Genomic DNA, 16,691 nt, shown 5'->3' with positions numbered 1-16,691 from the left:
ATTATTCACCTACCTTACTAATAGCCTTTTTGGGACATACTTGTACACAAAGTTTACAACCTACGCACTGAGTTTTATCAATTGAAACCTTATTCAACTTCTTATCATATTTAAGGGCTGGACATCCTGTCTTTATGCATATCTTACAGCCAATACACTTGTTATCATCAACATAACATAAACCTTTATAATCACCAAAATCATCTTTGTCCTTTTGGGAAAGTTTTTTAAGTACACAAGGCCATTTAGTTATTATAACAGTTAACTCTTCATTAGATAATGCCCAATCCATTGCATCCTTCATCTCTGAGATTTCTAAAGGATTTACAGTTCTAACATTTTCAACCCCTAATGCCCTTACAACTTTTTCAATATCAGTTATTACTGTTGGATCCCCTTGAAGAGTAAATCCTGTTCCAGGATTCTCCTGATGTCCTGTCATTCCTGTTATTCTATTATCTAAGATACAAAATACAGCATTGCTTTTATTATATACAGCATTAAGAAGGCTTGTTATTCCTGAATGAAAAAATGTTGAATCCCCAAGTACTGCAACAGTTTTCATTTTTTCATTGAACTTATTGAATACCTTTTGTGCACCATGGGCCATACTAAAACCTGCCCCCATACATATACTTGTATCTTTTGCATTAAGTGGAGGCTGGCTGCTTAAACCATAGCATCCTATATCACTTGTAATAACTATATCCTTTCTCTTTGTAAGATCATAAAAGAAACCTCTATGTGGACACCCTGCACAAAGCACAGGAGGCCTTTTAGCAACAATTGAGCGGTCATACTCAATTACTCTATTCTCTTTTCCAAGTAAATTTTTTGCTATTATATCAGGATTTAATTCCCCCATAGCAGGAATTTTTTCCTTACCTATACATTTTATACCTGCCGCCTTAATCTGTTCTTCCATAAAAGGATCAAGTTCTTCTATTACATATAGCGTTTCAACCTTACTTGCAAATTCTTTTATTTTTTTCATAGGCAGTGGATAACTAAAGCCTATTTTTAAATATGAAGCACCATCTTTAAAAACTTCCTTAGCATACTGATAAGCTACCCCTGAAGCTATAACGCCTATTTTACTATCATTCATCTCTATAAAATTAAGCTCAGTTTCATTTGAAAAATCCTCAAGCTTTTTTAATCTCTCTTCTATCTTCTCGCGAAGTATCTTGGCAACTGCAGGTACCGCATCATATTTTTGAAGATTTTTTACATAAGGTTTTTTAGGTACATTATTTCTTTCAGCAAGTTCAACCAATGATTTGCTATGACATACTCTCGTAGTCATCCTCATTAAAACTGGTGTATCATATTTTTCGCTGATTTCCAAAGCATATCTTACCATATCCTTTGCCTCTTGGCTGTCACTTGGTTCAAGCATTGGTATCTTTGCAAACTTTGCATAATTTCTATTATCCTGCTCATTCTGAGATGAATGAACACCTGGATCATCTGCACTAATTATTACCATTCCTCCATTTACTCCTGTATATGCAAATGTAAATAGAGGATCTGCAGCTACATTTAAACCAACATGCTTCATTGAAGCAAGAGTTCTTGCACCTGCTATAGATGCTCCTATTGCAGACTCAAGGGCAACTTTTTCATTAGGAGCCCATTCTGCAATAATATCTCCTTTATATGTTGCAATAGTCTCCATTATCTCAGTGCTTGGAGTTCCTGGATAGGCAGAGGCATAAACAACTCCAGCCTCATAGGCACCACGTGCAACTGCTTCATTTCCTGTTAGCAATTCCTTCATAACTATTCCTCCAATCAATTTTAAGTTTATTGATTCAGCGATGCAGATAACACTAAAGAAAGATATTTTTCTTCAGAAGATGAACCTCTTGAAGTTAATACGATAGGTACACTAGCACCTACAATAAACCCTGCCATCTTAGCTCCTCCAGAATAAACCAGGGACTTCCCTAAAATATTACCTGCTGTAATATTAGGAACCACTAATATATCTGCATCCCCAACAACAGGGCTTTCAAATCCCTTAATTTTTGCAGATTCTTTACTCATAACTATATCATAAGAAATTGGTCCCTCTACAATACAATTATTAATTTCTCCATTTAGATTCATAAGCTTTAAATTTTGAGCATCTAATGTTTCTGGCATCTTTGGATTTACATTCTCAACTGCTGCCAAAACTGCAACCTTTGGTTTCTCATATCCCATTGCTAAAAATGTATTAACAGCATTCTCAATTATTTGTTTCTTTTCATCTAAATTTGGATACATCATCATTCCACCATCTGTAACAGCAAGAAGCTTGTGATAGTTAGGAATCTCATGTATTGCAATATGGGACATTATATTTCCTGTTCTTAACCCTTTTTCTTTATTAACTACAGCCTTCAACAGGTCTGCAGTTTGAATTTTTCCTTTCATTATAAAATCGACCTTATTTTCCCTTATCAGCTCTACAGCTTTCATTGCTGCCTCTTTGTCATCATGTATATCAATAATATTACTATCATTAATATTAAAATTTAGTTTAGTTAATATTTCTTCTATTCTATGCTTGTCCCCAATTAGAACAGATTCAACAATGTTATCATTCATTGCCTTAATTACAGCCTCTAAAGTATGTTCATCATGGGCAGCAACTACAGCTACTTTCTTTTTTTTGTTTGAATTTTGAACTTTATTTATCAATTCATTAAAATTTCTAAACTCCATTGTTCATCCCTTCTCAACTATAATTAAATCTGAATTTGTTGCTTTTATAGTTTTCGTATATTAATTTATTTTCAAAGTTTATATTCCCTCTTTTACTCCTCTAACTAACGCTGAGGTTTTGAGTAAGTTAAATATGTTCTATATTTTTCTAATCTTTGTGGCAATTCATGAGCATTTGGAGCTGGCTTTAATGATATATTGTTAAGCTCATCAGCATGTTTGAACTTTCCTGATAAAGTAACATGAGAATTAGATTTTTCTTCTTCACTTATTTCAAATTTAACCTTACCATCTATAACGTTAAGTGTTCCTTTTACTCCACAAATTCCACAAACAACAGGATAATTATCTTTAGAATTTCTTATTTCAAATAGCTTAGAATGGCATATTGGGCATACGCCTTCTTCACCAATATATTTTGCTTCAGTTATTGGTTTCATTAATGTTTCAGCTACATGTCTTCCAGACATCCTTGCTCTTTTTAATATATCTTCCTTTAATGCAACCATTCCAGGAAGTGCTACCCAATTAACAAGAAATTTATCAACAACTTCCATCTGCCATGAGAGTGTAAACAAATGAAGCATTGGAAGTGCAAAGTTATCCCATTCACTTCCTCCAACTGCTATTAAAGAAGCTGCTCTTATCTTAAATGATCTTTCATCTGGACCTTTACCAGTAGTTATATTTTTCTCTTCACGAATTTTTTTAGCAATCAATCTAAATGCATAATCATGTGATGGCCCCATTCTGTCATTTAATATCTTTAACTGACCACTTGGGCTTTTTTCATAAATTGGTGAACCAAGTATTAATCCATCACATTCTAATATTTTTTCGTCAATAAATGCAAAATCGTCATCTTTTATTACGCATTCTCCAGTTCCAGCCTTTTCAAAGAGGTTTACAACACAAGCATTACATCCTGTACAAGGCTTAAGATTTAAGTCTCCAAGGCGTATAAATTCAACCTCTGCACCAAGTTCCTGGGCACCCATTAATGCCTCTTTTACAAGTATTTCTGTGTTGCCCATTCTTCTTCCACATGATATTCCTAAAATTTTCATAAAAAAATCCCCCAATCTTTAAATTTTATTTATTTTAATATAATTTTTATCTTGTTGTTATGTAGCCTCTAAATTGTTGTAGGTGATCAGATTCAGGTCTATCAAGCAAGAAAATCCCTACAAAATCTTTATAGGGCTCCATGAATGGGAACTGTCCATATTGTGCCCAGCCTGGTTTTGTAAACTTATGTTTATTTTCCACAATAGCCCTATGCCATGCTTTACTATCATCAAACCATATCTCAGCAACTCTATGGAATGGTGAGGTTTGAGGTTCTTTTAAAACTGCACTGCTAACAAACCTGTTTACCTCTTTAAGCTCTGCAATTTGTGGAGCAAGTACATTTATGAACCAGTCATCTCCTTCTTCTCTTGTAATGCATTCTGGATACTTAAATACGATAAGCCATCTATAGTTTGGACCATCCTCTATTGTTCTTTGACTTCCTTTAAAATCATTTTCCCAAAACAAAGGTATAAAACTAAATACTATAGGATGATATCCATTTCTGCTTCCAACCCATTCCCTTGATCTTAATTCAGCTTGTGGTGGCTGATTTGTTATTTCTAAGAATTCTGGAGTATAATATTCTGAAAAAGCAAGTCCTCTTGGCATGTTTGATGCTATATTCTCAAAAGGATTAATAAGCCAATAATGTTCTGTCATAATCCAATTGTATGTGCCAAAATCTTCTCCATCTGGTGGAACAGGTAAAGCTCTATAAGTTGCATATTTAGATACATAGGGTGCAAATTGTGATATGCTGTCTGCAACATGATACTTATAAAGCCAACGGTATGCAGCTGGTAAATCATTCTCTTCCCTCACACAATTGAGTATGATACTTCTCATCAGATTAACTTGCATGATTAATCCTCCTTCTACATTTATGCCTATAAATTAAGCAATTTACATGCCAAAAGTAAATGATGAATTTTCTGATATTATAACTATTAAGCTATAGCTTATTAGCTTGAGCTGATACGAAATCGTATCAGCTAATTCGATCCTATAAAAAGATTTGAATTTAATCGATTCTTGCTGATACAATATTGTATCAGCAAGAATCGATTTTGTATCAATCTTTTTTAATATTTTAAAATTTATATTTTTAATTTTCAATGTGCATTTTACTAACATAATAAATTATTCTTTGTCTTAAAATACAATAATTCAACGGCAGTTAATTGGAATATATCACTAACCTCCATTAACTACCGTTTTTTTAAATAAAAAGGTATTTTGAGGCTTTTAAGTTGCTTTGTTTAAATAACCTTAAAACTTATTATGTCAGTTTTTCTACTAAGCTTGATAAGAAGAAGTCTTATTTTCCTTGATATAGTCACGGTCTGCTTCATTAGCATCTGGAATCTTTAACATAGTTAAAATCGTAATAAAGGATATTGCAAGTAGTATTAATAATCCATAATATGCCTCTGTAAGCTTTCCAATCTGGTTCATTGCAGCCATGTAAGCAACAGAGAATGCAAATGGTATTGCCTGAATTGTCATAATCCACCTGTTAGCAGCTTGATACTTCTTACGGCCATAAACATAAGATGTAACACAAGGATGCATTGTTGGTAATCCACCAGTCATACAAGCAACTCCAAAGGCCCATATAAGCATTAATACTGTATTACCTCCTTTTGGCATAATTGCCAAAGGAACAACTGCAAAAAGGAATAATATATTCAATATTAAAGAAGCTTTCATTGAACCTAACTTATCATCAATCCACCCTAAAACATAGCTCATTGGTATACCAAGAATAGCGCCTATTGATAAATACACAATTGCTTTTGATACAAAAAGATTAGGAATATCATTTTCAGTACTTAGAGAAATATAACGTACCGCCATATAAGCCATCATAGCATTAATTACGAATTGCAATATTCCATAAGAAATTATTAACTGCCATGCACGTTTATCAGTAATAATTTCTTTAAATGTAACATCTTCAGATTCTTCAGCTCCTTCAGAAACTGGAGGAGTGTCTGAACCATCTGGATAGAGTCCGGCATCTTCTGGCTTATCCTTCATAAATACTGCAGTTAAAACAGCTATTAAACAAATAATTATACCTATAACAATATATGAAGATCTAATTCCAACGCTGTTTGCAAGTCTTGTTAAAACATTAATACCAACAACAGAAAATAGTGGGCTTCCTGCTGTAATTACTCCCATAACACGACCACGATATTTTATAAACCAGTTAGCGCATAACATAAAGCCACCCATTTGTAGTGGAACAACTAAAACACGAACTACAAATAAACTAATTGCATAAACAATATAGTTATCTCCTGCCAAAGCTAAACCAATACATGCTAAACCTAAAACTATCATACATGGAACCATGAATTTCCTAACTCCAAATTTAACAAATGCAGTTCCACAAAGTAAATAAAATACTATAACAACAATGCTTCCATAAGTTACAGGGTTTGTAATTTGCAAATCTGTCCAGCCATAAGTACTTTTTAAATATGGCTGCAAAATATTTATATGGTCATTCTGCAAGCCTGAGTAGAAAAACATGTAAATTACACCTAAAATCATAAATATAATTGAATAACGTGCAAACTTTTTATTTTTAAACATTTTTTCACCCTCATTTTTAAAATTTAATTTTTTAAATCAAGTGTTTTTATATATTTACAATTATTGAAGATAATAAAATTGCACTACAAGTTTGAAAAATATTCTTGCCTCAAAATACCTTAATTATTACTGTTTCTTTTGAATAAGCTCAATTAAAACTCCAGAATTATCTCTAATAAACATTACTAAATCGCCTTCCATTATTACTTCATGAACAATATCCACGTTATTTGCTAAAAATTTTTCTTTTACGCATTTCATGTCATCTACTTCTAAAGCTATATGCTTAGTTCCAACTGTTTGTAAATCCAAATCTGGGATTAACCTCTCCTGTGGAATAGGTTTTGGCTTATCATATTCAAAGAGTTCAATTTCAAAATTTCCATTTCTAATAAATGCAATACGAGCTTTAAGCACCGGAACATAGAAATCCTTAACAACCTCAAAATCCAGATTTTTTTCATACCACTTTATTGCTTCATCTATGTCATAAACACTTATACCAACATGTAATGGTTTGTATATTTTCTTCATCTTCTTCACTCTTTCTTATTCATTTTTTAATGCAAACAGAATTTATCAATATGCATCATTAGGGTCAAAGGTTGAATATGGTTTTGGAGGTGCAGGGACATATTCTGTTGTCCTTGTTGGACTATATGCCCATGAATATGTCGGCGGCCTGTCTGGAGCATACTCCGGTGGAAATTCTTCTATTTCATGAGCATCTCCAATTTCTACCCAACTTTTATCAAATGGAGTCATGAATAATCCATATACATGAAGATGCCATATTTTCCATTCACCATCTTCATTTACAAAATCACAGCCATATCTCATCCAAGCCCAGTGAGCCTTTATCTTTTTATCTTTAGAAAACATTCCTCCTGTAATATGACCTGGTGATATCCAAACAGCTTTTGCTGTCTGCAAATCATCGGCAATTTCAATAACAGGAGTTGATAAAGCATGTACAGCCATTGTTCCAGGTCCTACAACTTCATTTTTATGATATTTGGCGTAACATCTTATTACCCCTTCATATCCCTCATATACGCCCCAGTTCATTTCAACTCTTACATCTTCTCTCTTAGTAAAAAGCTCACATATATCATCATATTTACATGCTGTAAGCATATAAGCATATCTTCCCATAACATTTTGTATTTTTTGATATGCTTCACTTTTTAAAACTTTTAACTCAAGCGATTTTATATCCATTTATAATCCTCCTCCTAAACAGTTAATGTTTAATTCATAATTTTTTATTTCCAACAAATTACACCGCCTATTAAGCTTGTATCTTTTCTCCATACCAAATCATAAGCTTCTGAAATTTGTTCAACACTAAAACGATGAGTTATCAATGGTTTCAAATTTAGTGAACCATATTTTATTAAGTTCAATATTACCCTTATATCCTCATCACTTGTCCAAACATCAGAATTTACGTATCGTGATGAATTATCTGATATTACTGGCGGCCATTGTTCCTTTATCATTAAATCATAACGTCTTAAAGCAAAAGGCTTAGAATTGATATATCCACCAATTAGTGTAGCCCCCTTCATCATAAGGTTATGATCATATTTAGGTGCATCATTACCGTGTGCTTGCGACAACATCATTACCCTTCCTCGTTCTGAAACAATTTCAAAAGCCTCTTCTAATGGTTGACGAGCACCTGTTGCTTCAATGACTACTGGAACACCATTTGTCCCTAAACTATCAATAACATTTTTTAAATCGTTAGGATTAGTTTTAGGATTGATAGCATAATGAACACCCATCTTTTTTGCAATTTCAAGGCGCCTGTCATCTAAATCAGTAACAATGACAGGTAATGCACCAGCAAGCTTTGCCAATTGAGCAGCTATAGCACCAACTAACCCTTGTCCCATAACAACAACTGGCTCACCTAACTGGATTTTTGTTCTTCTTACGGCATACATACCTGTATGTGCTAAGTTAAAAAATGCAGCCTGTTCCATATCAACCCCTTTAGGTGCTGGAGTAACATTATGTGCATCCATTAACAAATACTGAGCATGTTGACCAGTAGTTACAACTTGGTCACCTACTTTATAATCAGTAACGCCTTCTCCAACCTTTATTACACGTGCAGCCATACTATAGCCAATGTTTTGTGGTAAAGGTAGAATATGTCCAGCCATTAAATCATGTTCAGTTCCTGGACTTAAAGAACTAAATTCAGCCTCAAGCAATAACTGTCCCGGTCCTGGATCTGGGATTTCTTTTTCTTTCAAAACTACCTTCCCATATTCTGCAACAGCATACAGAGTATTCACATTTTCATCTCCTTTTCCATTATAAATTTCAAAATTGTCTGAATTAATCTTAATTTATCACAACGCAATTATAATATCATTGTTATAAAAATTAATTTTTTTCATTAATATTTTTATATTTTCACAATTGCAAACAATTGACATGTATAATATAAAATTATAAAATTAGGCTATACTAATGTTTTATTTTATTAATTTTAATAGAGGTAATATCAATGAATATAAGTATTCAAATGATATTAGATAAACTAAGCGATTATAATTTTGTTATTAAAAAGCTAAATAATACTTCAATAAAATTTGCTAAATTAATAGAAAAAAAGCAATCAGTATTTGAATCTGATTGTTTATATATTGGGAATTTTTCTGATTTTAAAGATATAATTTTATTAAAACCTCAGGGAAATTTCATAATTGTTTTGCCTGAATGCCAAGATGAACTTCCGGATTTTGATATTTGTGGAACAATAATTTTTCTTATAAGCAATGATGATATATTTAAAATCTATAATACAATTAATAACATAATAAATATTTATATTGAATGGTCTGTTCAACTACTTCAAGCATTATTTGATAATAAAGGAATATTGGAAATACTAAATATTGGTCAAAAATTATTAACCAATCCAATCCATGTCATAGATACTATTTTTACCTTAATTGCCTATACAAATGGGCCTGAAGTAGACGATCCCGAATGGACCGATCATATAAAACAAGGATTTAATACTTATAAAAATATTGCACAGCTTAAAGTAGGAAAATATATTGAAAAAGTATTTAAAAGTTCCAGCCCAATTATTATTCATCCTTCATTCTATAAAAACAGGATACTTATGACAAACATTTATATAGATGGAAAAATAGTTGGACATGTAGCTTTAAATGAGGGAGTCAGGCCATTTTTAGATTCAGACCTTGAACTTACAGAATATTTAGGTAAAATTATCTCTTATGAATTAAACAAAAACAATTTCTTTCATAATACAAAGGGAGAACTACATGAACATTTTATAATTAGATTATTGAATAACGAGCTTAATGATCCTTTAACTATTGAAGAAAAGTTAAAAACATTAGGCTGGCTTCCAAAAAAGAATCTTAGATTGCTATATTTTGTATATAATCAAAAAGATAATTTTAATATTCCTCTTGTTTATATTAAAAACGTTTTGGATGCAGAGATTTGCAATTCAAAATCGGTTATATTTAACGATGGCATAGCTTTAATTATTGAATCTAATAACGAAGAAGTGATAAATAAAAAATTTATTGAAAGTCTTGAAGCAATTGCTTCTAAATATATGCTAAAGTGTGGTATAAGCATAAATTTTAACAAAATTGATAATTTAAAAAAATACTTAAGGCAATGTTTAGCTGCAATTGATTCTGCGGAACACTTAAAAAGAAAAAATTCAGTTTATTTATACGAAGAATATGCAATTTATCATGCTTTAAGTTTATGTATTAATGAAATCGACATAAAAGAACTTTGCTATCCGCCTTTATTAAACTTAATTGAATTTGATAATAAAAATCACACAAAATATACATTAACTTTATTTACTTATTTAGAATCTGGATTAAATATGTGTTTGTCTGCTAAAAAACTATTCATACACCACAATACTATGAGATTTCGTATTGAAAAAATTCAAAACATGTTAAATATCAATTTAGATGATGGAAAGACAATTTCTCTTTTATATAATTCATTTAAAGTTTTAGAATATCTTGGTGAGTTCCAGTCAATAGATTAGGATGATAAAAAAACTATTTATTATTAAATATATCCTTTTGAAAATTTTGGGTAGGTAATATATTCTGTTACCTACCCAATTTTAATATTAACTCTTACCTGTGCACTGACCCCGCATATAGAAGTTGCAACTTCTTTCGCTAATTAGGTTAAAAAACTCTATTGTAATACTATAACTATTTTTATTTAATATATTTATATCTCAAATCCTTTCCTTTACCTTCAACTGTGAGATCTGCAAAAGGGTTATAGTCAGTATTTTTAACAACTTTATATAAATTATATAGCTGTGGTAAAAACACTCCCCAATTTCCTATCTCTTCCTCACAATGTTTTGCCCATATAAGGCCCTCTTCTGGTTTTTCTTTCTTTTTCATACCAATCGCTGATGATCTTCCAACAACACCATAATCAGTTTTCTGCCACTGATGTATACGATATCCCATAGGTTCTGTATTTTTCATGCTTTCAGGACCAAATCCAAGGCCAGCTACAACAACACAGTGTTCATATACTATATATTCCTTAACTTCTGCTGGTATATTGGCAAGATCCTCAAATCTTATATAAAGATTTTGCCTTGTACCATCAGACCATGTTTGAGGTGCTATATGTATTGAGCCTATTGGGTTACCATGCTTTGGTGGTACTGCCCAGGTTAATGGTTCATGCTGGTCTGGATGCCATAAAAGAAAACCCTTTTCCATATTGCTCCAAAACCAATCAATCATCTTAGGAGTGATTCCTTCATGCTCCCAATCCAAGTGTGTTCCCATTGCATCTTGTACTAATTTTGTTTTCACTATAACTCCTCCTTTTATATTTAGTAGTGTCAAAAGTTTAAATATACTTTTAACATAAACCATTAATAATTATAATTTTTTTATATAACATGTTCCCATTTTTATGGCAAACAATTATGCTATATCCATAAAATAAAGGAACAAGTTTTTGGCATAATTTATTATTCAATATATTTTTTCTATTATAATAAACCATTAATTAATAGAATATCAAAATCTTGTAGATAATAAAATGTATAAATTTATAATCTTTGAAGAATAAAATTATTTTATAAAACAATTTAGTCTTATTTGCTAACACAAATAATAATGCAATTTTTATGCCAATTTATAGATTATAAATATATATTTTGCAAAAAAAGAACAGGCACTCTAAAAATGCCTGCCAATATTGGTAACAAACTTAATTGAATAGCACCTCTGCCTTTACAATCATTACCTCATCACAAGAGCTAAACAGTTTAATCTGCTCTTTTCCTTTCACACTATCCCCTATAATCAAAAGCATCTCTCCAGCATTAAGTGAATACTGATAGTTATTAAATTCAACTGAAAATCCTTCATTACAGCAATATAATGCTTTAGCTTCCCTTTTAAATTCTTTATCTCCATTCCAAATCATATCATCTACATAAATACCATCTTTTATCTTTAAAGAATCAATGCATCCTTTTAATCCCTTTGCAAGAACAAGGCTAAAATTTACAGATTTACCCTTGCCGTATGTTATCCATTCTCCTAAAGACCAATCACTTTCAAAGGGCATTAATTTAGTTCTATAATATCCTTTATGTTCAAGCTTTAACTGTCCATTAATAGGCATTATATATCTTTCATAATTAGGAAGATCTTCAAAAATAAATTCTTCCTCTTCTAAAGTAAATATACTAAGGCTCCATACAAAATCCCTATTACTGTATTTACTGCTTTCAGGGTAAATATAGATCTCCTTTGTTATTCCACCATTTGATTTTGCTGTAATTTGATTTTCCCTTTTTATTATTTTAACTTCAAAACCCAAACTTAGTCCCCCTCTGAATTCCTACCTTTCTAAAGGTATGGTATTATAATTTATAATTTTAATATCGTTATTTTTTTCTATTTCTGCATCCTTATGTATGTTCTTAAAGGCAACTGAAAGCATAAGTTTTATTCTATTTAATTGATTTACTTCACTTGCTCCTGGATCATAATCAACAGCCACAATATTTGCCTTATTATACCTTCTTTTAATTTCTTTTATCATTCCTTTACCCGTTACATGGTTTGGAAGACAGGCAAAAGGCTGCATACATATTATATTAGGCACGCCACTTTCAATAAGCTCAATCATTTCAGCCGTAAGAAGCCATCCTTCTCCACACATGTTTCCAATTGAAAGAATTTCAGAGGCTTTTTTTGCAAGTTCATCAATTCTTTTTGGAGGTTCAAATCTTGTACTTTTTTTCAGTGCCTCCTTCATAGGTTTTCTATAGAACTCTGCTCCTAAAATAAGAGAATTAAATAATATCATCTCTTTCCTAGTTCCTGACAAATATCTATATTTAAAATTAAAATCATAAGCAGAATATAAAAGAAAATCAATTAGTCCTGGAACAACTGCTTCTGCTCCTTCACTTTCAACTATCTTTACCACTTCATTATTGGCTGTTGGATGATACTTTACAAGTATCTCTCCTACAATTCCAACCCTTGGTTTTTTAATATCTCTGATTTCTATATTTTCAAAATCATCTACAATATCCTTTATATTTTTAGTAAAAGTAAAATAATTCCCTGATATAATATTCTCAATACATTTAGTTTTCCATTTTTCATATAAAAGGTTTGCTGAACCTGCAATTTTTTCATAAGGCCTAACTCTAAGTAAAACGTTTAGAAAAAGATCACCATACACAAGTGCTATCATACTTTTATTAATAAGTGAAGGGGTAATTTTAAAACCTGGGTTTGTTTCAAGCCCTCCTGGGTTCAAAGATACTACAGGAACATGTCCAAAACCTGAATCTTTTAAAGCCTTTCTTAAAAATCCTATATAGTTTGTTGCCCTGCATCCTCCACCAGTTTGGGTTATCATAACAGAAGTATTATTAATATCATACCTTCCTGACTTTAAAGCTTCAATAATCTGACCTACAACTATAATTGAAGGATAACATGCATCATTATTTACATATTTTAATCCTTCTTCAACAGCATCCTTATCAACTGAAGGCAATACTTCAAGTTTATATCCGCTTGCCCTAAAAGCATGTACAAGCAAATCAAAATGTATTGGGGACATCTGTGGTGCAATAATAGTATGTTTATCCTTCATCTCTTTTGTAAATATTACTCTTTTATAAGAATTATTTATTTTTTTAGGTCTTATATTTTGTTTTTCCCTCTCCTCCATAGCTGCCTTTAATGAGCGCATCCTTATCCTGGCTGCAGCAAGGTTATTAACTTCATCTATCTTTAAAAGAGTATATATTTTATTGTTACCTTCAAGTATTTCCTGAACCTGCTCTGTAGTTATTGCATCAAGCCCACAGCCAAAGGAATTTAACTGTACAAGCTCAATATTGTCTTGCTTTGCTACAAAGCTTGCAGCTGCATATAACCTTGAATGATACATCCACTGGTCAACAACTCTCAAAGGTCTTTCAACATTTCCTAAATGACAAATAGAATCTTCAGTTAAAACCGCCATTCCAAGGCTGTTTATCATTTCATGAATTCCATGGTTTATTTCAGGATCTATATGATAGGGACGCCCTGCAAGGACAATAGCTTTAATATTATTCTCTTTTATATATTTAAGTGCTTCTTCACCTTTTTTCCTTATATCATTATTTACCCTTTCTACTTCAGTTAATGCCTCATCAACTGCATCATTTATCTCATCTTTTGATATTCCAAAATCTTTAAATTCCTCATAAAGCCTTATTTTTAATTTCTTTTCATCATCAAGAGAAAGGAATGGGCTAATAAAGTTTATATTCTTTTCTTTTAATATATCCATGTTATTTCTTATAACTTCAGCATAAGTTGAAACAATAGGGCAGTTATAATGATTATCTGCTTCTTCAAATTCCTTTCTTTCGTAAGGAACACAGGGATAAAATATGTTCTTAATTCCTTTATTTACAAGGCTCATAATATGGCCATGGCTTATCTTTGCAGGATAGCAGGTTGACTCTGAAGGTATTGTTTCTATTCCAAGCTCATATATTTTTCGTGTTGAAGCTGGAGATAGTTCAACTCTAAATCCAAGCCTTGTAAAAAATGTAAACCAAAAAGGATAGTTTTCATATATATTTAAAACCCTTGGTATACCTATAGTCCCTCTTTTAGCTTCACTTTCATCAAGAGGTTTATAATTAAATATTCTTGCATACTTATATCTAAAAAGATTTGGAAGGTTATTATTTTTAACAATTCCCTTCTGACCTCTCTCACATCTGTTGCCTGATATAAACTCCCTTCCATCACTAAACTTATTAATAGTAAGAAGGCAATTATTTGTACAAAGTCCACATCTTTTCATATCTATTTGTGTAGAAAAGCTTTTTATATCATCTAACTTTAAAAGAGTACTTTCATATCCTTCTTTAAAATTCTCCTTTGCAATTAAAGCAGCCCCAAAGGCACCCATAAGTCCTGAAATATCAGGCCTTACAGCTTCCCTTTCTGATATTATCTCAAAGGCTCTTAAAACAGCATCATTATAAAAGGTTCCACCTTGAAGTATTATTTTATTTCCAAGCAATTTTGGATCCCTTATCTTTATAACCTTTAAAAGAGCATTTTTTATTACTGAATAGGATAATCCTGCAGATATATCCCCAACAGTTGCTCCCTCTTTTTGAGCCTGCTTTACCCTCGAATTCATAAATACAGTGCACCTTGAACCAAGATCAACAGGATTTTCTGCTAAAAGAGCTGAATTAGCAAACTCATCAACCGTCATATTAAGAGAATTTGCAAAAGTTTCAATAAAAGAACCGCATCCTGAAGAGCATGCCTCATTTAACATTATGCTTTCTATAACCCCATTTTTAACTTTAAGGCATTTCATATCCTGGCCGCCTATATCCAGTATAAAATCAACCCCTGGCAGGAAAAACTGTGCAGCTTTATAATGAGCTACTGTTTCAATCTCCCCAATATCAACAGAAAGTGCAGACTTTATAAGCCCTTCTCCATATCCGGTTACGGCAGAATTTGCTATTTTCAAATCCTTTGGCATTATACTATATATCTCTTTTAATATCTTAATAGTTGATCCTAATGGATTGCCTTCGTTACTTCCATAATGAGAATACAAAAGCTCACCATTATCATTTATTAAAACAGCCTTCGTTGTAGTAGAGCCAGCATCAATTCCAAGAAAGCAATTTCCCTTTGCACTTTTTATGTCTGCCCTTTTAACTTTATTTTTTTCATGCCTTGCTTTAAATTCTTTTAACTCTATTTCATCCTTAAAAAGAGGTCTTAACCTTTGTACTTCTTTCTCAGATATTGTGTTTAAATTGCGGAGCCTGTCCCTTAACTCTTTAAATGAAATTATATTATTCTCAAAAGATAAAAGTGCTGCCCCTAACGCAACAAAAAGCTGTGAGTTTTCTGGGAAGATAACCTCATCTTCTTTTAGGTTAAGTGTTTCTATAAATCTTTTTCTAAGCTCCGATAAAAAGTAAAGAGGACCTCCAAGGAAGGCAATTCTTCCCCTTATCGGTCTTCCACAGGCAAGTCCACTTATTGTCTGATTTACTACAGATTGAAATATAGATGCTGCAATATCCTCTTTTGCTGCTCCTTCATTTAAAAGAGGCTGTATATCGGTTTTAGCAAATACTCCACACCTTGCTGCGATAGGATATATTACCTTATATCCCTTCGCAAGCTCATTAAGCCCACTAGCATCAGTTTGAAGAAGCGTTGCCATTTGATCAATGAATGCACCTGTACCTCCTGCACAGGTACCGTTCATCCTCTGTTCAATGCTTCCATTGAAATAAGTAATCTTTGCATCTTCTCCTCCAAGCTCTATTGCAACATCTGTCTTAGGTATATACTTTTCAACACTTTTAGTTGCTGCAATAACTTCCTGTACAAAAGGAACTTTAAGCCATTTTGATACAGAAAGCCCTGCAGAACCTGTAACATTTATTGTTATATTAAAACCTTTAAAATTCTTATAGGCCTCATTTATTAAACCTGATATTATATTCTTAATATCAGAAAAATGCCTTTGGTATCTGCTGTATAAAATATTACCTTTACTATCTAATATTACAAGTTTAACTGTTGTTGAACCAGCATCAAGTCCTAAATGAAGTACATTTTCCATAACCAAATAGCCTTTGGCTATTTCGCCTCCTTAATATAAATTTTGTCTTAAAGGTTATAATATTCAATAAAAAAATGTTCCCTCATAAAAGG

At 31.9% G+C, this 16,691-nt stretch carries 12 protein-coding genes; 1 reads left to right on the top strand and 11 read right to left on the bottom strand.

Annotation, left to right across the window (positions count from 1 at the left end; genetic code table 11):
• Position 1 precedes the first annotated feature (1 nt).
• The 8 genes from iorA to FDN13_RS12300 form a co-directional block, all read right to left on the bottom strand.
• A complete protein-coding gene (gene iorA, locus FDN13_RS12335) occupies positions 2-1,780 on the bottom strand; it encodes an indolepyruvate ferredoxin oxidoreductase subunit alpha (protein WP_138980665.1) in 1,779 nt (592 codons plus the stop codon).
• A gap of 26 nt (positions 1,781-1,806) precedes the next feature.
• Positions 1,807-2,712, bottom strand: a complete 906-nt coding sequence (locus tag FDN13_RS12330; RefSeq protein ID WP_138980664.1) for a bifunctional enoyl-CoA hydratase/phosphate acetyltransferase — start codon at positions 2,710-2,712, stop codon at positions 1,807-1,809.
• A 104-nt stretch (positions 2,713-2,816) separates the two neighbouring features.
• A complete protein-coding gene (locus FDN13_RS12325; protein ID WP_138980663.1) occupies positions 2,817-3,779 on the bottom strand; it encodes a flavodoxin family protein in 963 nt (320 codons plus the stop codon).
• Between the two features lie 46 nt (positions 3,780-3,825).
• Positions 3,826-4,647 (bottom strand): acetyl-CoA hydrolase, encoded by an 822-nt coding sequence (locus FDN13_RS12320; RefSeq protein WP_138980662.1) that lies wholly within the window; start codon positions 4,645-4,647, stop codon positions 3,826-3,828.
• A 435-nt stretch (positions 4,648-5,082) separates the two neighbouring features.
• Positions 5,083-6,390, bottom strand: coding sequence for an MFS transporter (locus FDN13_RS12315; RefSeq protein ID WP_138980661.1), 1,308 nt, complete (start codon positions 6,388-6,390; stop codon positions 5,083-5,085).
• A 126-nt stretch (positions 6,391-6,516) separates the two neighbouring features.
• A complete protein-coding gene (locus tag FDN13_RS12310; protein ID WP_138980660.1) occupies positions 6,517-6,924 on the bottom strand; it encodes a VOC family protein in 408 nt (135 codons plus the stop codon).
• Between the two features lie 45 nt (positions 6,925-6,969).
• Positions 6,970-7,611, bottom strand: a complete 642-nt coding sequence (locus FDN13_RS12305) for a nuclear transport factor 2 family protein (protein WP_138980659.1) — start codon at positions 7,609-7,611, stop codon at positions 6,970-6,972.
• A gap of 44 nt (positions 7,612-7,655) precedes the next feature.
• Positions 7,656-8,699 (bottom strand): zinc-dependent alcohol dehydrogenase, encoded by a 1,044-nt coding sequence (locus FDN13_RS12300; RefSeq protein ID WP_138980658.1) that lies wholly within the window; start codon positions 8,697-8,699, stop codon positions 7,656-7,658.
• A 215-nt stretch (positions 8,700-8,914) separates the two neighbouring features.
• On the opposite strand from FDN13_RS12300, the gene FDN13_RS12295 reads away from it, so the two are divergent.
• Complete coding sequence (locus FDN13_RS12295) at positions 8,915-10,462, top strand: PucR family transcriptional regulator (RefSeq protein ID WP_138980657.1); 1,548 nt, start codon at positions 8,915-8,917, stop codon at positions 10,460-10,462.
• Between the two features lie 181 nt (positions 10,463-10,643).
• Here FDN13_RS12295 and FDN13_RS12290 read toward each other — a convergent pair whose 3' ends face one another.
• From FDN13_RS12290 to FDN13_RS12280, 3 genes are all read right to left on the bottom strand, one after another.
• Positions 10,644-11,264, bottom strand: coding sequence for a hypothetical protein (locus tag FDN13_RS12290; protein ID WP_138980656.1), 621 nt, complete (start codon positions 11,262-11,264; stop codon positions 10,644-10,646).
• Between the two features lie 403 nt (positions 11,265-11,667).
• On the bottom strand, positions 11,668-12,285 hold the full coding sequence (locus FDN13_RS12285; protein ID WP_138980655.1) for a HutD family protein: 618 nt from the start codon (positions 12,283-12,285) through the stop codon (positions 11,668-11,670).
• A 21-nt stretch (positions 12,286-12,306) separates the two neighbouring features.
• A complete protein-coding gene (locus tag FDN13_RS12280) occupies positions 12,307-16,599 on the bottom strand; it encodes a 2-hydroxyacyl-CoA dehydratase (protein WP_138980654.1) in 4,293 nt (1,430 codons plus the stop codon).
• Positions 16,600-16,691: the final 92 nt, after the last annotated feature.

It is taken from the genome of Caloramator sp. E03 (assembly GCF_006016075.1).
In the GTDB taxonomy this organism is placed as follows: Bacteria; Bacillota; Clostridia; order Clostridiales; family Caloramatoraceae; genus Caloramator_B.
This window is presented reverse-complemented; position numbering and strand designations above follow the sequence as displayed.